Here is a 26,248-nt window from a genome sequence, read left to right as displayed (position 1 = left end):
ATCTACACTGCTGTGCAGATAATTTTAATTTAGATTTTTTTGTCTTCAGTATAGTAACAGGCAAAGACTTTAGCTTTAAGCACAATTAGTTCATCTAAATTTTGAGGTGGGTTTTCATAAATAACTTTAATGTTGTTATTTGAAGCTAAGTTAATAACATTAATACAGTCAAAATATACTTTAGTACTATTGAGGTGTTTTGTTACTTTTTCACCTATAACAATGGCTTTAAGCTTAGTATCATTAATAATATTAATTAATGCCTTATCAATTTCATCAATATACAGAGCAGTTGGAATTGAGTTCCTAAAGTTATCTTCGATTTTACGTTTTAAATTTAAGTGATCAAAGACATTATTGTAAGCATAAATTAAGCAAATAGGTGAGTCTTTAGTGTTATTTAAGTCTTTATTTAAGTAAACTTCTTGGCTAACTTTAACTAGTAAATTATGATTTCTTTTATTAGAGTTCTTTTCAACGTATTCATATCAATACTTTTCATATTCATAGTTAAGAATTGGAATGTTTCTGAAGAAATCATTTCATTTATTATCGGTGACATCATAAGAGTCATTAGATACTGAAGCAATGGTTAAATTAGAAGATTTTTGGGATTGATAATTCTTAATAGGAAAAAAGTTTATATGCATGTTATTAAGGTCTTTATTTAGTAATGAGTTTTCATTACGATATCTCACTAATTGATTATTAAACTCCTTAAATTGAGGGGTATTAATAAAATCGAGTGGTAAATCTAAATAGTTAGCATAATTATTAAAATCATTCAGGATGTTAAATAAAGAATAAGCAATTTTAGCTAGCAACATTTCGCGCGAATACTCAGTAGCTAATTTGGCATTTTTAAAAATAGTAGCTGCAATAAAACATTTATTAAAGTTAATATTATTATTTATATTGCGAATTTTATTAAGATAATTATTATAAGTGTGCTTACCTTTATCCTTAATTACAAGGAATAAAAATCCATTTTGTCTAAAAATTGGGGTGCGTTTGTAAGATAAGTCAAATTGATTAAATAAGTCTTCGAGATATTCGGAATCAATTTCTTTAGCCATGTAATATGGCTTAAGTGCAAAGGCAATTATAATGTTGTATTCTTGTTTGAATTGAGCATCAAAGAAGGCATTTTCATCATTTGAGATTTTATTTAGCGAATTGAATTTTTCATTTTGCTTGCTAAAAGTAATAGTGCAATTATATTGACCATTACCAATTGGATAAATTTTTAAAACATATGAACTAGTAACTTGAGAGATACGATCAAATCAGTAAATTAAGCGTTCATATGGTGTTAATAACGCCTTAATGTTAGCATTAAATGTAAAAGGTATTTCTTGCTTACGGGTGATACCTTCTTCAATATATGAAGTAATATATTGTCTTGTTTCATCATCAAGCACATCTAAGAAAGTGTCTTGTTGAATAAACTTATATTGTTGAAATCTTAAACGTTTAGCGTCAAAAATAGTTGAGAAAGCATAATTCTTTTCACTTAAACGTAATACCCGTTTATTACTTGCATCTAGCATAAAAAGAATGATACCAGATGAAGAACGCGCATAAAAGAAATATAAAGTTAGAAAGAAGAGGAAAGTAAGTAGGATGATTGCAATAAAAACACCTATTACTACTCCAATAATAGATGATGTTGGCATTATTGGCCTATAACCTTAATAGAAGAGTGGTTTTTATTTAATGTTCTAACTTTTTTGTCTTTGATAAATTCAACGACAATTTCATTTGGTGTAACTTCTAAGACTTCACCTTCACCAAACATGATGTGGCTAATGATATCCCCAACAATAATGTGGTTATTTGTAACAGTTTCTTCTTCATTACCAAAGTTGCCATAGAATCGATTTTTAGCGTTAATTATTGTATCGTTAACATCTATTCCCATTTCGGTAATAAATCTTGAAGGAACCTTATCAATTTCAGTACCAATAATTTTTCCTCTTGAGTCTGAAATAAAGAGTTTGTTTTTAGCTCTAGTTACCGCAACATATGCTAAGCGTCTTTCATCTTCAAGAGTATTTGAATATCTTCCTTTAGCAGAGAATTTAGAACTATGATCTGGTTCTAGTGATCTTCTGTTAGGGAAAATTCCTTCTGACATACCCACAATAAAGACATTATCAAATTCTAGCCCTTTGGCTGAGTGAATTGTCATTAATGAAACATAGTTAGGCACATTGTCATATTCATCAGAAACTGACATTAAAGCAACCATATTTAAGTAGTCGGATACAGTCTTGTCTTTATTCTTTTCTTCTCAGTTAGCAATTGAGTTAATTAATTCTTTAACGTTATCTTCAGCTGAGCCACGTAAGTTTTCGTTTAAAGCAATGTGCTCATAGTATTTGATTTCTTCAAGGAATTTGTTTAAAGTTACACTAATTTTATTGTGTTGTAAGGCTTTAGCATACTTGATTACAAGTACCATAAATGGATAAATTGATTTAACAATTTTATCATTCGGAATTGGTAAGGTTCTGATATCTTCTTGGAGAGTTCTAAATAGAGATTTACCTTGTTTTTTGGCATATTCTTTTAATTTTTCAAGAGTAGCATCCCCAATTCCACGGTTAGGTACATTAATAATTCTTTCTAAAGCAATATCTTTTTGTTCAGCAATGACTCTTAAGAAAGCTAAAGCATCCTTAACTTCAGCACGTTCAAAGAATTTAGTTCCATTAAAAATCTTGTGGTTAATGTTTTCTTCGATTAAAGCTTCTTCAAATGGACGTGAGTAATAGTTTGAACGATATAAGATGGCAATGCCTTTAAGTTGATTCTTTTGTTTCTTAAGTTCGTTAATTTTTTGAATAACTCATCTAGCTTCAGCTTCAGGTGAGAATCCATGGTAGAATTCAACATCATCACCCAGTTCATTGGCTGTAACTAAGTCCTTGTGTAATCTGTTAGTATTTTTAGCAATTAGTTTGTTAGCAGCATCTAGAATCTTTTGAGTTGAACGATAGTTAATGTCTAGAATAATAGTCTTAGCATCTGGGAATTCTTTATCAAAGTTTAAAATTAAGTTAACATCTGCACCACGTCAGTTGTAAATAGTTTGGTCTGGATCACCAACAATAGTAAAGTGAGTATTTTTTCCAACTAGTAACTTAATTAAGTCATATTGAATTCTTGAAGTATCTTGAAACTCATCTACAAGCACATATTCAAATTGTTTTTGGTAAATAGCAGCAACTTCTGGGTGAGTTTCAAGGAGTAATTTAGTTAGAGCAACTAAATCATCAAAGTCAAGTGATCCTTTTGAAACAAGTTCGTTAAGATATTCTTGGTAAACATCAGCAACTACTTTTGAATATTCAAAAGTTTTTAATTCATCTTTAAGTTCTTTATAGGTTAATTCCATATTTTTAGCATATGAAATATATTCGATCATGCTTTTATAACTAATATCGTGGCTGGAAACACCAAGCTTACGATAAATATTACCTAAAATTTGCACTTTATCAGGTTCATCAATGATTAAAAAGTCATTGTGAAATCCAAGTAAGCGAATGTGTTTTCTTAATAATTCTGCACAGAAAGAGTGGAATGTGGAGATCTTTAATTCATTTTTCAAACTTTTACTTGTATACTGTAGCACTCTTTGTTTCATTTCATTGGCAGCTTTATTTGTAAAAGTCATAGCTAAAATATTTTTAGGTCTAACACCTAAATCATTGATTAAATAAGCAATTTTACGTGTTAATACTCTGGTTTTTCCTGATCCAGCTCCAGCAATAATTCGCAATGATGTGTCAAAATATTCAACTGCTTCTCGTTGTTTAGCATTTAAATCGCTAAGTAAGTCAACTTTAATTAAATCCATAGTTAATCTCCTTGTATTTGATTTGTTTGATTGTAGTATCTAAATGTTCTTTCTGTGTAGTAATATGGGATAAGAATAATATCTTTACTTGCGATTACTTCAAGGTACTTATCTTCAACAATTCTTGAAGTAAAAGCGATATCAAGTATGGTTAGTCTTTTCTTGTAAAAAATTAATAAGATATAGCCTAAAGTTTGAAGTAAGAATCAAGTTCCCATTAGAGCAGTAATAATTGCTGTGATAGCTTGAATGGTAGGGTTTGAATTTGCTTCATTCATATCTTTGTATTGACTCAAATCAATTGAGGCTGTAGCGGAAAGGACAATAATAAAATTTAGCGTTACAAAGAAGCAACCTAAAATGTTGCGTTTTAAAATTAAGGTGTAATGAAATTTTTTATCGACATCTGATATTAGTTTAAGATTGAAAATTCACATACCAATTGTTTTGCCACCAATTAGGCATGGAAATAAGATGTAATAGCAATTTAATCAAATTACTATCAATATCATAGATGTGTAGTAGTATTTATGATTTGCTGTTAAGTTGCCATCTGGCTTGCTAATGAAAATTATGGCGATAGCAATGGCAATGAAAAGAATAAAGTCAACTAAGTTCGAAAAGAACCTTTTAAAGAATCCTGCATTCTTGTACATTATTCCAGATTATCCAAGATTTTGTTTTTGATCAATTTAGTATAGCTTTCTCTTAACATACTGGCTTCAGTATTATCAACAAGCATATACATATTAGTTGTTAAGAAAGTTTGAAAATCATTGCTATCTTCAATTTTTTCAAGCATTTCATCATGCTTTTGAATCAAGATCTTACTTCTTTTTTCTTCTAGTTGTTCTTTATCGTTTTTTGAAAAGTGTCTATAGACAAAATAAGTTTCTGATAAGAATCCAGTTAAAAGCAATTTAACAAAGTAGTATTTAGCATATTTTAATTCTTCTTGAATTTTTAAATTCATACGTTTTGAGTTTTCTTCAATAACTCTAAAGGAATCTATCGCAGTTTTGGTATTAAATCAAGTATCTGAAGAAATGAATTCACGAATAATTCTAAAGTCTAAGTATTTGTATTTTTTAGCTTCCATCATTAGTAAGTAGTTAATTTCTAAACACATTAAAGTATCATTTGAAACTTTTGGTTTGTATTTAGTTACTTTTTTTACTAATGACTTTTTAAAGATTTTATTGAAGATGAAAGGATAAGTATATGCAATAACATTAGGATTTTTGCTAATGTCAAGTACTTTATCGAATTCTCCTCTTTCTTTTGGTTTGAAGCGAACTGTACCAACTAGTCTTGGCTTAAACTCTAACACATCAACATTGAAACGTTGAGCATGTTCGATCATATCACCGATAAAGTATCTTTTAATACTTGAGTCAGAGTTAATTACAGTTACATAATCACCCTTTACAATTCTAAAAGCACTTACAAGATTGTGCTGATATGAATTATCTTTTGAGTTAGTAATTAAAACTAGTCTACTTCCGAAGAACTCATAGTATTTTCGAGCAATTTTGAAAATATTTTTTGCTTCTGAGTTTTTATTAACGCATAAAATAACCTCGAAACTTTGGGTTTCTTGCTCTTTTAATGAGGCTAAAAATGTATCTACATATGATGCATCGTCACCTACAAGTGAAATTATTGATAATCTCATATTTTTACTCCTTAAATTTATAATTTAATTTTATCATATTTAAATATTTCATATTTAAACTATTTACAATATAGTGCATTTTTAAGGGCAAAAAGAAAAACCCAACTATTAGCTGAGTTTTGTTTTAGGATAATAAATTTCAATTAATTGGTCCGCTAAATTATTTAAGTATTTGATAATTGGTTTAGCCATAATGTAAGTACAAATAATATTTAATGGTAGTGGTAAAATGTTTTTTAATGATGTAAAAATTACTACTTCAATTAATGTGTTGGTTATTTGTTTCAATACATCATCACCTACTTTATATAATCCAGCAAGTAGAAGTTTGTATTCCAAGGTCTTATTTGCTACAGCAGACTTTACTTTAGTGAATTTTGAATCTTGGTTGTTTTTAGATAATATATCTGCATCACTTCAATCTTTGTGTGGCTTTCTAAAGTCAAGCTTAATTCCTTTGGCAACTAAATTATCTTTTTTCAATGTAATTGTTAAAGATCACCCTTTGTTCAAGTCTTGATCAATTTTAGCAATTTCTAAATCTTGAGCCAAGTGCACATTTCCGTTAACTGCCATAAATGACTTGATTTCATTTACTAATGCATTATATTCAGCTGTTTTTTCTTTTTTAGCTGCACTTTCTGATGTAACTGAACCAAGTAGATTTCCACCAGCATTTTTGATCATTGTCTTTATTTTTTTTGTAAATCATTCTTCATTTACATAATAATTGTTATATGCACTTTCTAATGCCTTTTCTGCATTGGTTAGATCTTCTTGATTATTTACCTCAATAAGTAATGGACCAAGATCAAAATTGGGATACTGTCAATAATTTTGTGTAAATTCTGAAAAGATAAGTAACTTGTATAACTTTTATTTAAAAATTATACAAGAATATTAAATATTCTTAAATCCCATATGCCTGCGACTAGAATTTTTCGCATTATATGAATCTATAATCGTTATTAATATTTTCTCTGCTGAATTAACAGTAGAGAATTGTTTTTTACCTTTTAATTGCTTTTTGATATATGAGTTGAATGCTTCAATTAAATTTGTTGTATAAAGGGATTTTCTGATTTCATATGGAAATGCGTAAAATGAAAATAAATCATCTCCTATAGATAGTAGATTTCTAACAATTGATGGGTAGATATTTTTTCATTTATTTAGAAATTCATTGAACTTCTTAATAGCCATATCTTCATCGGTTTGATTATAAATTAATTTAATATCCTGGGTTATTTCTGTGATATGCGCTCTTTTAACTTTTGAATGTATATTACGTTGTATGTGTACTCAACATCTTTGATAATATGCTTCTGGAAAATGTCTGTGAATTACATCCTTAATCCCTGCTAGTCCATCAGTTATAAATATGTCTACTTTTTCAACACCGCGATTTTTAATATCTTCTAAAATATCTCCATAATTATTTGCACTTTCATTTGGATAAATCTCAAATGCGAGTATTTCTTTATAACCTTCAGCGCTTATTCCTAGGGCTATATGTACAGCTTCTTTCTGATATGAACCATCTCTTTTAACACTCAAATGTGTTGCATCTAGGTATATGACTTTGTACTCTTTTTTCAACCTTCTTTGTCTAAACTCTTCAATATTATGAATTAAGTTATTGGTGATATTTGTTATTGATTGTTTAGAAAATTCCTTTCCAAACATTTCGTTTACAATATCAATAATTTCGCTGTAATCTAAACCTTTTTGAAAAGAATTTGAATCATTTCTGTTACTTGCTTTTGTGTTCTTTGATGTTTTTTAATAAGTTTATTTTCAAAGTCACCATTTCTATCGCGTGGTATTTGAATTTCAATTTCACCAATTTCTAATAGTAATTTTCTAGTGTAATAGCCATTTCTATAATTAGCATTGTCACTTCTTTCGTATTTTTCATATTGAAGAAATTCAGTTAGACCATCTTTTAATAATTCATTAATTATTTCTTGGATATCTGATTTATATTGATTCAGTAATAAAGACATAAGGTGATTGATATCGGTTGTTTCTTTATAAAATTTTTGCAATTGTTCTGAGCTTTAATAGTTTAAAATTATTCATAGATAAGTTATTCCTTTCGACGTTATAAAAATTATAGGGTAACTTATCTTTTCTTTTGCCATTTTTAATAATTTATGAATTTACACAAAAATCTATATAGTATCAAAATTGGTATCAATTGTTTTTGAATTCATTTTTTCTAATAAAACTTTAAATTCTTCTCTTGTGTATTCAATTTGTTTTTCAAGTGTAAATTTGTTACCAATTTTAATATCATAATTGAGAATAATATCTGTATATGAATTATCATTCATAAATGCCTTAGATTCAGTATCTAAAGTTTTAGCTAGTGCATTTAATTCAGTGGCTTTAGTAGCAACTAAAGAAATGGTTTTTACTTTTTTAGTTGGTGTAACTACAACTGGTGTGTCAATAGGATTGGCATCTAATTCAGGATTCTTCTTTTCATCTTCGGTTTTATTTTCTTTATTGCATTGTGCTGCAACAAGAGGGACTAATGTAGTTGTTGCCCCTCCTAAAGTTAGTAATATTCAGTGTTTTTTCTTCATTTATTCCTTTCTAAAATATAGTTTATATAAAAAAAAGAAGTCTGTTGGTAAACTTCCATAATTTTACAAATTTAACTTTTAAGCCTATCTTGTAGCTGTTTTAATTTGTTCTTCAAGATAGTCTTGCAACTGATCTAATTTTATTTCACTAGTTGGTTTAACTTTTGTGCCATATCATTTAATATGTTGAACTTCTTGGGCTCCTAAGAATTTAAATGTTCCTTCTAATCAAGCTGCATGAGTTCCTCATGGATATCATCCTTCAGGAGCTCCTTGAGTTGAAACGATAATAACTTTTTTAAGGTTAGTTAATAGCCCGATTGCATCACCCTTATTTGAATATTTGTAGCTAAAGGTTTTATTTGCAACTGAAATTGAATCAATAAAGTTTTTAACAATTACAGGGGCAGAAAAATTAATCATTGGGTTAGAAATAACTAAGACATCAGTATTTTTGACTAATTCAATCCATTTATCTGATTCTACATCTTGTCAGTAAGTTGACATGTTTTGACTCGTCATGAAGACTTTTGATAAAACTGTGTCATTTAAATCAATCCGAGTAGTTTGATTATTGGGATCTTTTTGATATTGTTCTTGTACTAAATCAAGAATTTTATGTGATATTGAAATTTCCTTAGAAAGTACATGCGCATCCAAAAGTAGTATTTTTTGCATATTTTTACACTCCTTTTTAACTTTTTAATAATTTTACATTATTTTGAAATTTTGTCAAGGTTAATAAAAAAAGAGCTTTTGCTCTTTCTATTTGTATGTGATTAAATTTGGATTTTTTCTATAACTACGACCTTCTTTAGCTTGAAGTTGTCCATTTAAAACAGTTGCATCAGCTGAAAAAGAATTGTTAAGTTTAAAAATACTTTGCCCTACTCCATAGTAATCGACAGGGACATTTAATTGCTCAAATATTTGAATCTTTTCGGCATTAAATCCTGATGAAACTACAATTTTATAATTTGTTGCTCCTGCTTGGTCTAAAGCTTTTCTAAGTCTAAAAATTTGTTCAGGGTTTACTCCGTATTGTGGCTCTTCACCATCAAACATGTGATCTACCATATTTTTTGAAGTATCAATTCTAACACCTCAAACTTTATCTCCCAAAGCATTTCAAACCTTTAAAGCGTCAGTGATAATATCATTATGGTAATCAATTAAAGCAATCAACTTGTTATTTGGGAATAATTCATGGTATGCACGAGTAGCTGCAACAACATCACCATTAAAGCCTTGGATTAAAACATGAGGCATTGATCCAAACACACTTTCTTCTTTAACCGATGGGTCTTTTTGTGCTAAAGTTGAAACTAACTTAATTCCACCAACTCTTGCTGCATACCCATCAATTTCTTGATTAATATAGTGATCAGCACGATCGCCCATAAAAATAACTTCCTTACCTTTTGCAGCTTTTACACAGTGATATGCGTTTGTTGCAATTGATGTATTACGAGTTAAAATCCCATCAATTAATCCTTCTCAAATTCCAAATTCTTGGTATTGCCCTTCTAGTTCTAGAACAATGTCTAGGCTATTGATATGACTACCTTCTGGTAAATATCTAATAGTATATTTACTAGTGTTAGTTTGAGTTTTTAAGATGTCAAGCACTTCGTTAATTCCACATAAAATTGCATCATCTTTTCTTTGAAAAAATTGCATTACAATCTTATTTTCTGGTAATTTAGTTGCAAGGATATCTTTAGTCTTTTGAAAATATGAAGCGATATATTTTTCTTTTTCTTGCATAATTCTCCTATTTTGTAGTTATAGAAAACAAACTAATTAGCTTAGTTTGTTTGATCTTGATTATTATTTTGTTCAAGAAGAGCAGCAGTTTTTGTTTCAATAGTGCTTGCTGCTAGTAATTTTTGATTCTTTTTATCTAATTTGGCTTGCTTAATTTCAGCTTTATGTTTTGCTATAGCTTCGCGACTTTCAGGGCGAATGAAGTAAACTTTTCTACGTTTTCTTTGTCCTGGAAGTAGAATTCTGAGTACTTTACGAAGTGTAAATCCAATTACAGGAGCTGTAAAAATGGCACATAGAACCATTACTATATCTAAAACAACTACAACAAATAAACTATCTCCAGTGTATCCTATAGGATGATAGAAAGAAACAACTCCGTAAATTGTTACACCTCTTTGTAATTCGGTTCCGCCAAAAGGCTTCATAAATTTATAACCAATAAAGTAAATTGCAACTGTAAATAGTAAGTAAGCAATAGGCCAAGCTGCAAAACCTCAAATTGATCTAGTTGAGATCCGGATTCTTTTACGTTCATAAGCAAATAGCGTAAATAATCCTAAAAATGGTGCTCCAGCATGCATGATTAATGTTTTAATCATTTCAAATGGGCGATTTTGAGTGATGATGCTATTATCAAAAATAACACCTCCTCAATATCCTAACATCACTATAATGATGTACACCATAGAAGCAAAGTAGAAAGTTTGAGCTCTACGAGACTTTTGATAAAATGGGTAAATAAAGAGAGTTACACCCATTAAAACATTTGACATAAATGTGAATCAATATGTTGAGCCACCTCAAAATAAGTAGGTAGCATTAGGATAAACTAATTCTGTGATGACACGTTGAGCATTAGGATCTCCGGCTGCATAAATTTCTTTGATATCATCAAGAATGGTTTTGCCACCTGGACCAGCAATATTATATGCTTCAAGTACTCAAAGACTTCTAAAATGCCATTCCAAAATTGTGATTGTTATATATGTAACAATTAAAGTAAAACCGATTGCACAAGTTAATCAATCTTGTCATTTAAAAGCTCCAAATAACCTTGAAAAATAGTTTCTGATTCTTTTATTTTTCATAAATCTCTTTTTTATAGCAAGATTGCAAGCAGAATAATAGTAATAATGACCAATAAAAGGATAATTCCAAACAAAATAGCTCATAAACGATTACGTAAAAAAGCATGCTCTCTTTTTAAACGTCTAAATAGTACTTTATTAGGAATTAAATCATTATCAGCGATTTTATGGTCGCGTAATTCGAGTAGCAACTTATTAATTTGGTCTAAATATTTTTCTGTTGCTTTGGTATATCTTTTTTTGTTTAGGTTTGAAAATTTATCTATTTCACTTTTTACTTCATTACTAAAAAGCTTTCGGTAAAAAGACATTTTTTCTTTAGGAAATTCTTTGCGTTGCATTTTAATAAATGTCCATTAATACAACTTGCACATTTTTAGGTTTTTTATCAATTAAACTTTTAACACTTTCTTCTATTTTAAAGGTTAAATCTTTAATTATTGCATATGGATCAATTTCGTTACTTTGTGCACCACGAATTTTAACATCTATGTAAATTTGTACATTAGAATGATCGTCATCAAAGCTAAGTCTCATGTTTGAGAGATTGCTTTTAACGTATTTGGTACTTTCAATCGCGTTAGATACAGCATCCACAATAGCAGATTCTTGTACGATATAACTTTGATTAGAATTGTACGGTACTGTAATTCAGTTCATTATTTATTTGATTTTCCAACGTATTTTCCAGAATCTGTTGAAACTGAAATAACGTCACCTTCTTTAATAAACATAGGTGTTTCTAATTCAAATCCTGTTTCAACTGTAACTTTCTTTTGAGGATTAGTTGTTGTGTTTCCTTTAACAGCATCAGGTGCTTCTGTTACAAGTAAGTCAACGTTTGCTGGTAATTCAACGTCTAATACTTCTTCTTGGAATTTTCTAATTTGAACTTCTTGACCTTCTTTTAAGAAGTTTAATTCTCATTCAACGTGTGAAACTGGGATTTCAACTTGTTCAAATGTTTCATTATCCATTAAAATAATGTTTTCTCCATCTGAGTATAAGAAGTTCATTCTTCTTTTGTCAATGTGAGCTGGTTTAACTTTATCTCCACCTGTGAAAGATTTGATTGTTGTAGAACCTGTTCTTAAGTTTTTAACTTTAGCTTTAACATTAGCTTGACCACGTCCTTGTTTTGAGTGTTGTGCATCTAAGACAACAAAGATTTCACCTTCATCTTCGAATGTGATACCTGGTTTAAATTCATTAACATTAATCATTTTTTCTCCTTTTTTGACTATTTTAGCCTTGTTATATTATATTTTTAATTAAATTAAAATAATTATATTAAAATTAGTCTTATTTTTTATAAAAAAATAAGCATTTAATTACCTTAAATCCTGGACTAAAGGTAATTTTGAAATAAAATTATTTTTCAAACTCATACTTTTGGAAATAAAAATGTGGAAATTTCCACAAAATGTGGAAAAATGTGGAACAAAATAGAATTTGAGCTGTATCAATAAAATAAATAATATAATAAATTTGTAAGTCGCATCAAAGTGCTACTTACACCCAGAACTTTTATAAAAAGTGGATAAAAAACTAACTTTTATTTATATCGCACAAAGTTATGCTATTTAGCATAAAATATCATCAATCTACAAATATAAAAGTAATCAACTTTATCATAGATAAAGTGTTATCATAGTATGTAACTATGATTGGTTTCAGTACAAAAAAGATTTTGTTGTTTAAAAAAGTTATATGCTTTTTCGCACGAAAGTGCGTTTTTTCATATTGTGAATTAATAAATGTATGAAAAATTAAAAAGATGACATTCCACTAAAGGTAAAGTAGAGCTGCCATCTTTTTTGGTTCCTGTTGTAAAATTAGTGTACAAAAAAACAATAGAAAGGAACCAATTTAATTATATGATAACTGCAACTAAAATGCACAAGAAAAATATAATTTGTGTTGAAAGGCCATTCAAATGATAATTTATGAATAGAATATATTTTTGGAAGAATTCGTGAGAAATTTTTCTCTCAATACAATATCAATAAGCTTGATATCAAATATGTAAAATGATTAATTGATAACTATGTTAAATATTAAATCATTAAATTATATGAGTCCGAATGAATATATTAATTTTTTAAACAAAATGAGTTGCCTTAAATATCTTTATTAGTGCGCTTTGAAAATTGCTTATGATAGAATAATATTAAGAGGAAGATATGGCAAGAAATAAATTTCAAATAGTATCAATTATTTTTACAATTTTAGTAATTATTTCTGGAATAGGAGCTGCTGGCTATGGTATTTCTAACGCTATTGTAAATTACAAACAAGGAACAGATTGAGAAAAACAAAACAGATCAGCTCTCTTAGAAATGAGACAAAAATATCTTGACCTATGAAATAAAGCTAAAGATAAGAATGATTATTATGTTACATATAAAACAAAAGAATGCATGGAACAAATTGATAATCATCTAAATGATAATTATTTTTTAAGAAACAACAGTCTAGATCAAGATACGTTTAATACCCTTAAAGAGTATTATGACACATTGGAACGATTATTTAATGAATATATTACTGAATATAAAGGTCAAGTTGAGCAAGTTCTTAGTGTTTCTAATAGCTTAGAAGTATGAGCTAATAAGCAAAGTGAACCAATCAAAAAAGCTTTGCATAATAGTAAAGTATGAAGCAAGATAGTAAATATAAAACAGGAATCAGAGTTTTTTCCAACTAAAACTATAGCCATTTTTTGAAAATGGTTTTATCAATTACCAAGTATTTTGAATTCATATACCCAAACTAATCCAACATTAAGTGCTAATTTTTATAGCTACCTTTATCAAAACATTCTAACATTGTGCAATGAAAAATATTACACATCTTGAGAATGAGAAAATAATAAATTAAATAGTCTAGCGCAAGAAATGGAAACAAAAGTCAACCTAGCTGATAATAAAGATTTAGTCCTTGATCAATTAGATAACTTTCTAAAAACTGCTTGGGACTATTTAGAACTATATAATCAAGGCAAAAGGGAAATTGAAGGATTGAAGCGCTATGCTGCAGAGATGTCAAGAAAGCAAACTTCTATAAATAATTTTATGAAAATGGATTTATTTAAAGCTCAATATGGTAGTGAAATTGAAAAACATAAAGAAATGGCCAAAATTAATTTAAATCAACCTTTTAAACAAATTCAACAGCAATATTTAGACTTCTTTCATTTCATTGATCCAATTCTTAAAAAAGGATTTTTAGCTCTAGGGTTTGGGACTGAACAATATCAACCTTTTAAGAATCTTAGATCTCAATTTTATAGCTACTTAAAAACACTAGCAAATAGTGATCTTTATGCTCAAGCTAGAGTGGAAGCTGAAACAATTATTGATAAATACTCTAACGAATTTGCAAATAATCAAAATAATTCAAGTAAGCTTGAAGAACTTTTAGCACAATACCAACAAGCGTATAACGATTTTGTACAAAAGTTTACATCTGTCAATGAGGCGACAAAATAGTAAGTTATTCAATATTAGTCACAACAGTGGCTTTTATTATGCATTAGGTAAATTTACTGTAAATTTTAGTGGGAATGTTAAAATTATTAAAGATAAAAGAAAAGGAATATGTTATGAAAAAATGGAAATTTGCTCTAGGAGCAATTAGTGTGCAAAGTTTAATGCCACTAATGACTTTATCATGTAATGAATCACAAGCACAGGAACTAGATCGGAAAAATAAGTTAATCGAGCAATTACAGCAACAAATTAATCAACTAAATCAAACTTTAGGGCAAAAACAAAATGATTTAACAAATGCAAACAAACAGCTATTGCAAGTTAATAGCAATTTAACTTTAGTACATGAACAACTAGTTCAAGCTAAAAAGACTAATGCTTCATTAGTATCTCAAGTTACGGAATTAAATGGCCAAAATAAACAGTTAAATGAGCAATTACAACAAAATGCTAGTAATATAGCTAATTACCAAACTAAGATAGATAGATTGCAACAACAAGTAAAAGAGTTACAAAATAACCAAGAATATAAGAATCTTGCTGAGCAAATAAAAGAGCTAAATAAGCAAATTGTATCCTTACAAGAAACTATAAAACAAGCTAATGATATTCAAGTTCAAGATCGAAAACAAATTCAAACATTAAAAGCTCAATTAGCTCAAGCTCAAAAAGATAAAAACAACTTAGAGCAAGCACTAAAAGCCAAAAATGATGCAATAAATCAAGTAGCAAGCCAACTACAAGAAGCACAGGAAAAAGTAAAAGAATTAACTGCAAGCAATGAGGAATTGCAAGCGACTATTGAAGCAAATAATGCTACCATTAAGCAAAATAATCTAACAATTGTTTCATTAAAAGAACAAATTAAGGCAAATACAGAAAAAGTTGCTTCATTACAAGCACAGCAAGAACAATTAAACAAGCAAGTGGAACAACTTTTAGCTCAATTAGCAAGCGCCAAAAGTGCCTTAGAAGTTGCTAATAGTTCTAATGCAACATTGCAAGAACAAAATGCTAAATTGCTTGATGAAATTGCAAAACTTAAAAAACAAATTTCTGATCATTCTGAAGAAAGTGAAACTGATAAAGATAAAGTACTTTCTACAGCAGAGATTAAGAAATATTATCAAGAACATCCTGACTTAAAACAATTTAAACTAGATACTAGTGTTGAAGGGAAGCTTGAAAATAATAAAGCTTATATTAGTTCCATTCTAAATCGAACATTTTCTTTAATTTGAGATTTTAATGATGGAACTAATACAGCTGGAACTATTTGATTGTTAGATTATCACAAAGAATCAGATACTAAATATAAGCTTTTCTTTGCTACTAATTATCATGTCGCTGCTGAATTATATTCAGATAAAGACTTTACTTTTAATGCGCAACCCAATCGTAAAAAATCAATTACCAATATTCGACTAGGAGCTATTGATAATTGAACAAATATAAAGCGCAAGTATAGCTATAAACAATTAAATTATGAAATGTGACCTAAAAACTTGTTTTTAGCGCACAACTTTATGGATCAAAAAGTTTCTGCTCTATATCAAGGACGTTACTATACAGAGTTTTCTGTAATTGAATTTGACTATGACATAGAGAAATTCAATGCTTTACCCCCAATTGATCCTAAGCTAAATGATAATGAAAAAAGAGTTAGAATCGAAGAATTAAAACAAATGAAAGCAGATAATAACGTTTTGACTAACAAGCTTAATAATGCAATCAAAGAGTTGGATTTATCAATTGAAAAATTCAAAAGTGGTTCTTATCCAATGCAAAATTCTACTTTACCATATGCTGGAATGGATTATGGTTCAGTTGCATTATTTGCACATAATGTTTTAGGAACTAAAGATGGCATAATTCAACAACCTAACACTATTAATAAAATTAACAAAGTAAGTAATGATATTGAAAAATATTTTGGCAACGTTAAACTTCAAAAGCAACCTACCTGAGACTATTTTGCTGGATATCCATTTGTCAATGCTAGCAGAAACCAATTGCTATATAATGTAGCTCCTTCTATGCTAGGCAGCTCAACTGGTCTGGTACATAATATTGATCAAAACTTTTGACGTACTATTGATTGATATAATGGCAATGTCATTGCAGATCATGGAGCAGAATTTAATAATGAACCTAGAAGCAGATTTTATGGTCTGGCATATGAAAATTTAGTGCCATGTGATATTATTGGAGGAGCTTCCGGCTCATTAGTGGTTAATGATTCTAATTTACCAGTAGGACTACTATTTGGGCATAATGGTAAGCAGCCTTTAATTGATAAAGAAAATGCACAAGTACAATTAGAAAAAGCTTTAACTGTTGGTTATGCTTTAAATATGCCATTTTATTCAAGCAATATTAATGGTTATGTGCAACCTTATAATGTTATTGATGGAACTGATAAAACAAAATATCCACATCAAGTAAACTCATATCGTGAAACGTTAGCCAAGGTTTATGGCTCAAATTATCAAACAGCATTATTTAAATAAAAAAATGACCTAAAATGCATATAGCGCTTTAGGTCATTTTTATATTAATCAAATTCAATTTTTTCTCAGTTATCCTCATGATTAACTGAAGCAATTGTACATAGTTGAGTTTTTAAAATTCAAGAGAAGAATCTGCTTCCAAATAGCTTAATCATTAGTTTAGTATATTTGGAATTGAAGTCATTACCAGTTAAATTATTTTCTTTAATAACTGTATAAATTACTACTCGATTTAATGGATACAATCCAAGGAATGCAAGCATAACAAATATATAAATCATAAACATATAATTAATAAATGATCCATGATATGATGGATTTGCAAAGGCATTAATAATTAATCCTAAACCTGTGAGAGCAAAAATTAAATTAAGTACTGGAAAAGCATTAATTAAGCACGCAATTGCTTTCTTATTGCCTTGTTTGACTGTGCTTGAATTTACTTCAAGATCATAAGTTGGCTTAATGTAAATATATTTGTAGATAAAAGCAAGTAATTTACCTTTTTGACTAGGAAAACGATGAATTGGTGTTTCAAAATCTTTGATTAATATTCTAATTCATAGGTTAAATCCAAATTTTAAATTATAGAAAGCAATAAATGGAGCTAGCATAAGAAGCCATATTCCAAAGAATACTTCAGCTGCTATAAAAAACTTGATTTCATTAGGATTTTTTGAAGTCTTAACTTCATCCATTAATATTGGCATAATTACTGGCAATAGTAGTAGTGTATATAGTGCTGCTATAAGCGCAATTGCTAAGATAATTCCGATTGAAAATAACCAGTAAATTTTTTTCTTGTTACTTGATTCATTCATATATACCCCTTAAAATATTGACTTTTTAATTATATATAGAAGTTAGAAAACCTTGTTAAAATTAAATTTATTTCCACATTTTGTTCCATATTTAGAATTTTGTACATAAAATAAAACTTTTTTATTTAATCTAATATTGCAAGAGGTTTATTTAGTTTCTATTTACCTTTGCAATTTAAGAAATATAGCTTCTTTAAGCCTAGGGGGTAGGCAAAAAGTACAAGATAAAAATCTTTATTTTTTAGATTATGAAATCTAAAATAGGATAAAATTTAAGTAATATTTTAAATAAGGAGATCTTATGTTTGAAAACATAAAAAATAAAGAAGTTAATCACAAAGATATGTGCAATCTAGCTGCTATTATTGATGCATTTGGTGGTTTTGATAATATTTTAGCTTTTAATAACTCAGTATCTCAATTAAGATACGATGTTAAAAATATTGCATTAGTTAATGTTGAAGAATTAAAAAGACTTGGAGCAAGTGACATTAAGGTATTTGATGCTGCAAGACACGTACAAGCAACATTCCCTTGTGCTGAAGAATTAAACTGCTTTATTAAATGCAATAAAGAAGAATTAAAACCTTTATGTTCATCTGTACAAGCTAACAGTGAAAGCAACTGTGGATGTGCTTCAACAGAAGCTAAAACTCAAGTAGTAAACCAAATTGAAGTATTAGCACCAGTTACGGGAACAACATTTACTTTAGAATCATTAAATGATGGTGTATTTTCTAGAGGGCTAGTTGGAAAAGGGTTTGGAATTAAATTAACAAACGAAACAAAAGCTGAAGTAGTTGCTCCATTTGATGGAAAAATTGCTATGATGCCAGCTAATAAATCTCAAATCATTTTATCTAACTCAAGTAATGGTGTTGAAGCTGTTATCTTATTTGGAAAAGACAGCTACAAATTAGATGGAATTGGATTTAAAGCTTTTGTTGCTTTAAATGACTCAGTTAAAGCTGGTGATAAATTATTTGAATTAGACTTAAACAGATTTAATAATGAAAACATTAATAAAGATGTATTATTTGTGTTAACACAAGATTCAAAATTACAAGAAATTACTAACTTAGAAGCTAATGCAACTGTTGGTAAAAAACTATTTACTTTAAAATAACTTACATTTAATAATTAACACGGGGCAACCTGTGTTTTTTAATACAATGTTGCGGTGTTCTAGTGGATTAAAAAAAACTATGCTTTTGCATAGTGATTATGTGCTGATATTAATAAAAGAAAGTAATTTTTATAAAATTTATAATAATTCATTCAGCGATAAATTGTAGATATTGAAGGCTGAATGCGATCTCATTTGTTTTTAACTTTATGTCATGTTGCTTCGATGCTCATAGCACTTTTAGAATATTCAACCTTAAAATGTTTTAAGAATTTTAAACATTTTTATCTGCTCATGAAAATGATCTTTTAAAATGAAACCTATGTAAAGCCACTAATGACGATTTTTGTGATTCGTATCCATTATTAACAGTATTGCGTTTTAGTTCTCTCGAAATTGTTGATGGATTTCTTTTTCTGATTTTAGCGATTTCTCTTATTGAATGATGACTAGTAAAGTATAAAACCTCAATATTTTCTCTTTCTTTTCGAGAAAATCGTTTGTATTTTTTACTATACTTATATAATTATTTAAGCACTCGGTTCGTCAATTAAACAGGGTGCTTTTCTTATGCAAGAATATACAAAAACACCCTATAAATATTATATAGAGTGTTGCGCTGTATTTAAGAATTCAGGATTCACTCAAATGAGTGAATTAATTAAATGATACAATGGCAAAGCGATCTTTGCCGGCCATATCTTTATGAATTTCAATTTGATATTTAGTTTGAAGTTGTTCTCAATATTGTCTGTGAAATGGATTAATTTCAAAAAAGATTTTGCCACCTGGATTGAGGTAGTTTTGTCCTTGTTCAATAATAGTTTGATAAAAGTAAAAACCATCTTCAGGAGCATATAATGCATGTAATGGCTCAAAATTAATTACACTAGCATCTAATTGTTCGCTTTCTTGAATGTAAGGTGGATTTGAGACAATTACATCAAACTTTTGTTCTATATTATTAAATAAATCGCTTTGAATAATATTAATATTTACTTGGTTGCTTAAAGCATTTTCGCCACTTTGCGCTATTGCTTCTGGATCTATATCACTAGCAGTTAAACTTCAAGTGGGATTAGCTTTCTTTAGTGCTATTGCAATAAAACCTGAACCAGTGCATAAATCAAGCACTTGTAAGTTGTTTTTATTTTGATACGCTTGCTCAACAAGTAAAATTAATTCTTCAGTTTCATAACGGGGAATAAGAACTTTATGGTTAACATTGATTCTGACGTCATGCATATCAACATATCCCATAATTTTTTGCACTGGCATTCCTTGCTCAAGGAGCTCTAATTCAAAAGAAGATACAGTTTGAGGTAAACTATATCTTCTTTTTTCAAGTAATAAATCTGCTTTTGTAGGCATGAATTAAATTCCTGCTTCAGCAATCTTTTCATTTTGCTCTTCAGCAAGTAGCGCATCAATAATTGAATTTAACTTACCTTCCATAACAGGAAGCAAGCTAGTTGAATAAGAAACTCTATGATCTGTAACTCTATCTTGTGGGTAGTTATATGTTCTAATCTTTTCACTTCTAGCACCAGAACCAGCTAATTTACGGTATCCTGATTCTTCAGCTTGTTTCTTTTGAAGCTCGATGTCATATAACTTAGATTTAAGCACTCTAAAGGCAATATCCTTGTTTTGAATTTGGTTTTTACCTTCTTGACAAGTAACAACAATTCCAGTTGGCAAGTGAGTAATTCTAACCGCAGAGTCAGTTGTATTAACTGATTGCCCACCATTACCACTTGAACGATAAACATCAATTCTTACATCTTCTGATTTAATTTCAATGTTGATATCATCATCAATTTCAGGCATAACTGTAACTGTAGCTGTTGAAGTATGAACTCTACCTTTAGTTTCGGTTACAGGAATTCTTTGTACTCTGTGTACTCCTGATTCAAACTTAAGTTTTGAATAAGGCTTATCACCTTTAACTGAGAAGACAACTAGAGTAAATCCACCAGCTTCAGCTGCAGAAGATTCAAGTAAAGTAAGTTTCATATCATTTTGACTAGCTCATTTTGAATACATTCTAAATAAGTCCCCAGCAAAAATGTTTGCTTCATCTCCACCAGCTGCTCCACGAATTTCAACAATAACGTCTTTATCATCATTTTCATCTTTAGGCAAAATTAAAATCTTTAATTCATCAGTTAATTTTTGCATTTTACTTTCAGCTTCAGCAATTTCCATTTTAGCTAATGAAACTAGTTCATCATCGTTTTCTTTAAGCATTTCTTTAGCATTCTTTAAGTTGCTTTCAGCTTCTAGATAGCTATTAAAAGCATCTACAATATCTTGGATTGAATTAATCTCCTTATTTAACTTTGTGTACTTTTTAATGTCATTAATAACTTCGGGATCTTGAAGTTGTTTTTCTAATTCATCATGTTTTTGTTTGATTTGCATCAATGAGTTATACATAGTTGTTTCCATAATTGTATATTTTAACATATAGCTCAATTTTAAAGACTATTTTTTAAGCCTATTATATAGAAAGTGAGACAAAAATCTTTTTGCAGCTAATATTAGACATATAAATTAAAAATATGATTTTCCACTAAAGGTCTAATTTTGATTGTAAAACCAATGTTGTTTTAATTTTAAAGGTTTTTTATAAAAAAGCAGTAGAAAAGGCACCTCACCCATAAAAATTTGATGAGGTTATTTTAAAAGTTTGCTATTTTTTAACAATATGTTGAATAAAATTCATATGCACTCATGCGCACAGTGTATAAACTACCCGGAATTTTATATTCTCTTTTGAGCTATTGATAATATGGCAAATGTTCATTATGTTTTGATCATTTATTCAGGAATAATATTTTCCTTTTGGAATAAACTTTCGTAATTCTTTGTGTCAACATTCAATTCCACCTTTTTGATACGAAGAATAAGGGTCACAAGTATAGATTTTTCCTATTCCTGGAATTGTGTGCAATAATGTGTTTTCAGAGCCATTATCTATTGTTAATGTCTTAATTGTAAGACCATAAAGTTTAATGATTTTTTGGACAGTTTTAACAACTGATTGAGCATCTCTTTTTGAAAGCATCGCATATCCTAATCTTGATTTTCTTTCATAAACAGTTACTAAAATAAGTTTGCTAGACTTATTAAACACAACTGTATCCATTTCGTAATGTCCAGCTTCTTCGCGGTTGTTTATGCTTTCATCTCTATTATGAATAGAAGTTGCGCCTTGAATTTTTGACTTTGTGTATTTTCGTTTTTTCTTCTTTTGAGATTTGTCAAATGATGAATTGCTCATTCCTTTTTACCCACAAACATACTGAAGTCGATATCTAATTTAGTGTCTATTGCATTATAAAATGTCTTTAGTGTAGGGATAAACACATTTTGACCTTTATATTTCTTGGTATATTCATCTAATAAACGAGCTGCTGATACTTGCATGGTATATTTAATATTTTCACCAAGATCCATATCAGGATTTTCTTTTCTTAATTTTTTGTATTTCTTTCTTAAATTACTTCACTCAATCAAAAAGTCTTGTATTGGTTTTAATCTTTCACAACTTTTCATTACATTTGACTCATAAATATTCTGAGCTAATGCAATTTTTGTATAAGTTCATTCTTCTAGCGATAAATATGTAACAGTCATCATCTTTGATTTACATCTCTTACATTTTGCTGTTGTTGTATATTTGTATTCTTCAGCAGCGTTTTCGATGTTACTTTTGATTGTTTTAATATTTATATTCATCACTTTAGAGATTTCAATTAAGCTATTGTATCTCTGTAAGTTATCAAACAAACAAGATAAGTTACTTAATTGGAAATAATTAGTGTTTTGCTTTCTAGCTTTGTTAAGTTCATTGTCAAGTTTAGTCTTTAATGTTTTATCCTTGTAAGGTCTCAAAATAAAATGTTCGCATTTTGTAATTTGTTTTTTTGTGTTATCAAAATTGTCTATTCTTATTTCTGTTTCAACACAAATTATATTTTTCTTGTGCATTTTAGTTGCAGTTATCATATAATTAAATTGGTTCCTTTCTTTTGTTTTTTGTACACTAATTTTACAACAGGAACCAAAAAAGATGACAGCTCCACTTTACCTTTAGTGGAATGTCATCTTTTTAATTTTTACTAATATTAGACAGCGAAAAGAATAAAAATATACTTCCAAAATGAAAATATATTAACAAAACATTTTTTCTAATAAAGCTTGCTTAATGTTGTTAAGCTTTTCGAGTTTTAGTTCTTGAGAAGATATTAAGGAGTCAATTGACATAAAAAGAGTGCTGATTTTACTAGATTCAATTGTCGAATTAGGGTAATTAATCATTATCTCTCCCATTGTTGAGTTCATTAATTTCGGATTTCCTGCTCTAGTAACATAATTAGGAGCAACAATATTCAGTAGCTCTGCAACGCAAGAGTTGGGCTTTAGTATTCCTTGTTCCAGTACACCACAAACATTTGTACAATAAAATTTTTCATTTCTAAATTTCACAGTTCCCGCATTTGCCCCATCAGTTGTTCAAGTGATGCAATTTTCAAATAAATATTCTTTATAATATCCCATTAATCCGTTTCTTAATGTTTGAGAAGAGTATACTGGGTAAGTATATATTTCATTTTGAAATTCAGATATCTGATTTTGAGATAGTACTTCCCCTCTTGTTATTTTAAATAAATTGCAAACTTTATCTAAATTCCATTCATCCTCAAATCCTTTAAATCTTATTTGTGGGAATTTTTGATTTTTTAAAGCAAACATTTTGTTTAGCAATGATTGTTTTACTTCATTAAGTTTTTCGAGTTTTAATTCTTGAGATTGAATAAGTGAGTCAAGGTTTGAAAAGAATTGCCCTATTTTTTGTTGTTCAGATAGATCACTTGGAACACTGATTTCAGATTTCTCTAGCTCCAAAGAAGCTATAGAATCAAATGTTGACCCGCTAGATTTAGATTTTCAAAACTGACTAATTTCTTTTCACAATAAATTGAAATATATGAAATCATCTCCCTTTATTGCTGCAACTCCTCTTCCTATTACAATATCATAATTAGACCTTGCCACTGAGCCTACGGGTGCTCTTACAGAAAAAATAATATCGCCAATGAAAGCCCTTTTCGTTATCTGAGATGTATAAATTCTTGGATATACTCATCTATTTTTTACGTCAGCATTTCCTTGAACTAAAATGTGATCAGTTTTTTTATCAGTATAATAAATGGATAAAGGAGACTGCCCGAAGGTTATTTCTACTATTTGTTCTAATGTTTTTAAATTTCACTCGGTATTATATCCACTAAATCTTATTTCTGGCGCTAATTTTTGCTTTTGCATATCTCTCTCCATCTCAAGCTAACTTGTTATAAAATAATTTTATCATAGCTAAATACGAAGTTACTAAAATGAAGCATTTTTGTAGCAGATATAAATTAAGGGACCGTGAAAAATGAGTGTGTAGCTCTACTTCAAAAAAGAAGTAGGGCTTTTTAATTAAGCCTTGCGTAAATGAAAAAGTGAGGTGAATTATGGAAAACACAAAATTTGATGCTAAAGATTACGTTAATATGAATGATAAAGCTATTAATACACTTAAAGGTATGAAAGTTTGTGTTAACAGAGAGTTTAGCTTGCTTTTTCACAAAAAAATGTACTTTTTTGTTTTAATGCTAATGAAACACAAAGAAGAAAACAATGAATGTATTTCACTTAAAGAAATGAGTGAAGAATACGGAATTAGTTTGAATACACTTTGAGGTGCTACAAAATATTTAGTCGCAAATAATTTAATCATCAAGAAAGCTAAAAAAGAATTTAAAGTTAATGATGAAATTCAATATGCAAAATATGGTGAAAAATATATTTCAATTGATAATGATGTTAAATGGAATTTATTATTTGCTGGGAATTTTATTACATTATGAATTTCCCAAAAAATGTTAGTTAAAGTACGTAGTAAGAAAGATTTAGAAAACGTTGACTTACCTAACAAAGCATTTAGATTTCTTGGAATTAGTAGAGTAACAATATATAAACAACTTAAATTGATTTCTGAAGTTTTATTGAATTGTGATTTCAATGATGTTTTTTGCACTGAAAAAAATTCATACAAATTAGATAAACCTGTTTTCGAAACATATACAAAAGAAGAACTTGAAGAAAAAATGTTAAATGATGAAGAATTTAATATTGATAAACAACTGTGTAAACACTGTTGTGATTTAGAATATTCTTTACATAAGACTGATGGATATAACTGAACTCGGTTTCGAAAGAACGGGTGATGTTACTTTTATATTGAGTACCTTGCAAGTGTAAAGTCTAAAAGTAATTTAGTTATCACAGACCCTAAAGGTGAAATATTAGCATCGAGTGGAAATATACTTAAAAATAATGGATATAAAATTGTTGTTTTTGATTTAGTAGATACAAGAAAATCTATTAAATGAAATCCACTTAAACTTGCTTGAGAACAAGTTCATAATAAACCAAAAGATGAAATCACACAGTATGAAATATCACGTGCATATGAAAGTATAAGCGACGTTATGAATGCTGTTTCCAAATCTATATCTGAAAATAAAAATGAAAATGATATTTGAGAAAGAAAAGGTGTTGATATCGTTGAATTGGTTCTTAAATTTATGCTATTGTACTCACTTGAAGATGATAATTTTAAACTAAATGACTTTTCAATTGCTAATGTGATGCAATTTATTAGCGAAAACAATTTTAAAAAAGGAAAATGGGTTGAGAAACTTAAAAAATATAGATATAAAAACGATGAATGAAAGAAACTTTATGCTAGCTGAGAAATTTATTTTAATACTAATAAAGATACATTAACATCAGCTTTATTTAATGCTTCGGATTTATGCGCTCCTTTTGCTGCATCTCCGGAAATTTCAAGTCTAACAAGTAATGATACGTTTGATGTAAAGGAATTATTAAGAGGTGAGCAACCATTCGCTATTTACATTAAATACAATGATGCTAAAACGAAAATGAGATTTCTTATTTCACTATTTGTTACTCAGCTATATCAAAATGCAATTGATATAACACAAGAAACATCAAAATGAAGATGCACCACGAGGAAGCATTAAGATAAGCCTATTGTACACCGCGGTGGAACACTAGCGCAAACGGATACAATTTAGATAAAGACATTCAGGCTTGAGTTGTCTAAATAGTGGTTTGTTCATAGGCCTGTTACTAATAAATCTACTTGAAAAAGTAGATTTTTTTATCATCTAATTAATAAAGGTTTTTGGGACAATTCCATTCGCTTAAAAAATTAATATAATTTAATATGGA

24 protein-coding genes and 1 pseudogene are annotated in these 26,248 nt (G+C 28.8%); 5 read left to right on the top strand and 20 right to left on the bottom strand.

What is annotated here, in order from left to right; all coding sequences use genetic code 4:
• Window positions 1–29 precede the first annotated feature (29 nt).
• From ACM0IS_RS02555 to efp, 13 genes and pseudogenes are all read right to left on the bottom strand, one after another.
• A complete protein-coding gene (locus ACM0IS_RS02555; protein WP_416755923.1) occupies window positions 30–1,676 on the bottom strand; it encodes an MHO_4530 family protein in 1,647 nt (548 codons plus the stop codon).
• Window positions 1,676–3,862, bottom strand: coding sequence for an ATP-dependent helicase (locus tag ACM0IS_RS02550; RefSeq protein ID WP_416755922.1), 2,187 nt, complete (start codon window positions 3,860–3,862; stop codon window positions 1,676–1,678). Before ACM0IS_RS02550 ends, ACM0IS_RS02555 begins: the two co-directional genes overlap by 1 nt.
• A gap of 2 nt (window positions 3,863–3,864) precedes the next feature.
• Window positions 3,865–4,518 (bottom strand): RDD family protein, encoded by a 654-nt coding sequence (locus tag ACM0IS_RS02545; protein WP_416755921.1) that lies wholly within the window; start codon window positions 4,516–4,518, stop codon window positions 3,865–3,867.
• Window positions 4,518–5,537, bottom strand: coding sequence for a glycosyltransferase (locus ACM0IS_RS02540; RefSeq protein WP_416755920.1), 1,020 nt, complete (start codon window positions 5,535–5,537; stop codon window positions 4,518–4,520). Before ACM0IS_RS02540 ends, ACM0IS_RS02545 begins: the two co-directional genes overlap by 1 nt.
• A 108-nt stretch (window positions 5,538–5,645) precedes the next feature.
• Window positions 5,646–6,224 carry a hypothetical protein gene (locus tag ACM0IS_RS02535; protein ID WP_416755919.1) on the bottom strand — a complete coding sequence of 193 codons (579 nt, stop codon included), beginning with the start codon at window positions 6,222–6,224 and terminating at the stop codon, window positions 5,646–5,648.
• A 213-nt stretch (window positions 6,225–6,437) separates the two neighbouring features.
• A pseudogene (locus ACM0IS_RS02530) lies at window positions 6,438–7,543 on the bottom strand (IS256 family transposase).
• 168 nt (window positions 7,544–7,711) lie between these two features.
• Window positions 7,712–8,128 carry a hypothetical protein gene (locus ACM0IS_RS02525; RefSeq protein WP_416755917.1) on the bottom strand — a complete coding sequence of 139 codons (417 nt, stop codon included), beginning with the start codon at window positions 8,126–8,128 and terminating at the stop codon, window positions 7,712–7,714.
• 84 nt (window positions 8,129–8,212) lie between these two features.
• Window positions 8,213–8,806, bottom strand: a complete 594-nt coding sequence (locus ACM0IS_RS02520) for an FMN-dependent NADH-azoreductase (protein ID WP_416755915.1) — start codon at window positions 8,804–8,806, stop codon at window positions 8,213–8,215.
• 87 nt (window positions 8,807–8,893) lie between these two features.
• Window positions 8,894–9,895: a nicotinate phosphoribosyltransferase gene (locus ACM0IS_RS02515; RefSeq protein WP_416755914.1), complete on the bottom strand. Its 1,002-nt coding sequence runs from the start codon at window positions 9,893–9,895 to the stop codon at window positions 8,894–8,896.
• A 41-nt stretch (window positions 9,896–9,936) separates the two neighbouring features.
• Window positions 9,937–10,986, bottom strand: a complete 1,050-nt coding sequence (locus ACM0IS_RS02510) for an MAGa3780 family membrane protein (RefSeq protein ID WP_416755913.1) — start codon at window positions 10,984–10,986, stop codon at window positions 9,937–9,939.
• An 11-nt stretch (window positions 10,987–10,997) separates the two neighbouring features.
• Window positions 10,998–11,327 carry a hypothetical protein gene (locus ACM0IS_RS02505; protein WP_416754217.1) on the bottom strand — a complete coding sequence of 110 codons (330 nt, stop codon included), beginning with the start codon at window positions 11,325–11,327 and terminating at the stop codon, window positions 10,998–11,000.
• A 1-nt stretch (window position 11,328) separates the two neighbouring features.
• Entirely contained in the window at window positions 11,329–11,646 is a 318-nt protein-coding gene (locus ACM0IS_RS02500; RefSeq protein WP_416741502.1) for an MMB_0454 family protein, read from the bottom strand.
• Window positions 11,646–12,209, bottom strand: a complete 564-nt coding sequence (gene efp, locus ACM0IS_RS02495) for an elongation factor P (protein ID WP_416738327.1) — start codon at window positions 12,207–12,209, stop codon at window positions 11,646–11,648. Before efp ends, ACM0IS_RS02500 begins: the two co-directional genes overlap by 1 nt.
• A gap of 694 nt (window positions 12,210–12,903) precedes the next feature.
• On the opposite strand from efp, the gene ACM0IS_RS02490 reads away from it, so the two are divergent.
• The 3 genes from ACM0IS_RS02490 to ACM0IS_RS02480 all read left to right on the top strand — a co-directional run bounded on the left by ACM0IS_RS02490 (window position 12,904) and on the right by ACM0IS_RS02480 (window position 16,987).
• Complete coding sequence (locus ACM0IS_RS02490; protein ID WP_416755912.1) at window positions 12,904–13,047, top strand: hypothetical protein; 144 nt, start codon at window positions 12,904–12,906, stop codon at window positions 13,045–13,047.
• 122 nt (window positions 13,048–13,169) lie between these two features.
• The gene (locus ACM0IS_RS02485) at window positions 13,170–14,477 is read left to right on the top strand and encodes a hypothetical protein (protein WP_416755911.1); all 1,308 of its coding nucleotides are present in this window, start codon (window positions 13,170–13,172) and stop codon (window positions 14,475–14,477) included.
• Between the two features lie 113 nt (window positions 14,478–14,590).
• Entirely contained in the window at window positions 14,591–16,987 is a 2,397-nt protein-coding gene (locus ACM0IS_RS02480) for an MIP family Ig-specific serine endopeptidase (protein WP_416755910.1), read from the top strand.
• A gap of 44 nt (window positions 16,988–17,031) precedes the next feature.
• Here the strand turns inward: ACM0IS_RS02480 and ACM0IS_RS02475 are convergent, their stop codons facing one another.
• The gene (locus ACM0IS_RS02475) at window positions 17,032–17,808 is read right to left on the bottom strand and encodes a hypothetical protein (RefSeq protein ID WP_416755909.1); all 777 of its coding nucleotides are present in this window, start codon (window positions 17,806–17,808) and stop codon (window positions 17,032–17,034) included.
• Between the two features lie 301 nt (window positions 17,809–18,109).
• Here ACM0IS_RS02475 and ACM0IS_RS02470 point away from each other — a divergent pair, with 301 nt between their 5' ends.
• On the top strand, window positions 18,110–18,934 hold the full coding sequence (locus ACM0IS_RS02470; RefSeq protein WP_416755908.1) for a PTS glucose transporter subunit IIA: 825 nt from the start codon (window positions 18,110–18,112) through the stop codon (window positions 18,932–18,934).
• 274 nt (window positions 18,935–19,208) lie between these two features.
• Here the strand turns inward: ACM0IS_RS02470 and ACM0IS_RS02465 are convergent, their stop codons facing one another.
• The 6 genes from ACM0IS_RS02465 to ACM0IS_RS02440 all read right to left on the bottom strand — a co-directional run bounded on the left by ACM0IS_RS02465 (window position 19,209) and on the right by ACM0IS_RS02440 (window position 24,268).
• Window positions 19,209–19,460: a helix-turn-helix domain-containing protein gene (locus ACM0IS_RS02465; protein WP_416756655.1), complete on the bottom strand. Its 252-nt coding sequence runs from the start codon at window positions 19,458–19,460 to the stop codon at window positions 19,209–19,211.
• A gap of 131 nt (window positions 19,461–19,591) precedes the next feature.
• A complete protein-coding gene (gene prmC, locus ACM0IS_RS02460; RefSeq protein ID WP_416755907.1) occupies window positions 19,592–20,305 on the bottom strand; it encodes a peptide chain release factor N(5)-glutamine methyltransferase in 714 nt (237 codons plus the stop codon).
• Between the two features lie 3 nt (window positions 20,306–20,308).
• Window positions 20,309–21,373: a peptide chain release factor 1 gene (gene prfA, locus ACM0IS_RS02455; RefSeq protein WP_416756653.1), complete on the bottom strand. Its 1,065-nt coding sequence runs from the start codon at window positions 21,371–21,373 to the stop codon at window positions 20,309–20,311.
• Window positions 21,374–21,629: 256 nt separating this feature from the next.
• Window positions 21,630–22,220 carry an IS30 family transposase gene (locus ACM0IS_RS02450; protein ID WP_416755906.1) on the bottom strand — a complete coding sequence of 197 codons (591 nt, stop codon included), beginning with the start codon at window positions 22,218–22,220 and terminating at the stop codon, window positions 21,630–21,632.
• Window positions 22,115–22,948 carry a hypothetical protein gene (locus ACM0IS_RS02445; RefSeq protein WP_416755905.1) on the bottom strand — a complete coding sequence of 278 codons (834 nt, stop codon included), beginning with the start codon at window positions 22,946–22,948 and terminating at the stop codon, window positions 22,115–22,117. The genes ACM0IS_RS02450 and ACM0IS_RS02445 overlap by 106 nt, the downstream gene beginning before the upstream one ends.
• Before the next feature lie 165 nt (window positions 22,949–23,113).
• On the bottom strand, window positions 23,114–24,268 hold the full coding sequence (locus ACM0IS_RS02440) for a restriction endonuclease subunit S (RefSeq protein ID WP_416755904.1): 1,155 nt from the start codon (window positions 24,266–24,268) through the stop codon (window positions 23,114–23,116).
• Window positions 24,269–24,459: 191 nt separating this feature from the next.
• Here ACM0IS_RS02440 and ACM0IS_RS02435 point away from each other — a divergent pair, with 191 nt between their 5' ends.
• On the top strand, window positions 24,460–26,037 hold the full coding sequence (locus ACM0IS_RS02435; protein ID WP_416755903.1) for a type IV secretory system conjugative DNA transfer family protein: 1,578 nt from the start codon (window positions 24,460–24,462) through the stop codon (window positions 26,035–26,037).
• Window positions 26,038–26,248 lie beyond the last annotated feature (211 nt).

This window comes from Mycoplasma aquilae ATCC BAA-1896, assembly GCF_048074525.1.
GTDB classification, from domain to species: domain Bacteria; phylum Bacillota_I; class Bacilli_A; order Mycoplasmatales; family Metamycoplasmataceae; genus Mycoplasmopsis; species Mycoplasmopsis aquilae.
The sequence above is the reverse complement of the archived record's forward strand: the minus strand, read 5'-3'. Positions and strand labels throughout refer to the sequence as shown.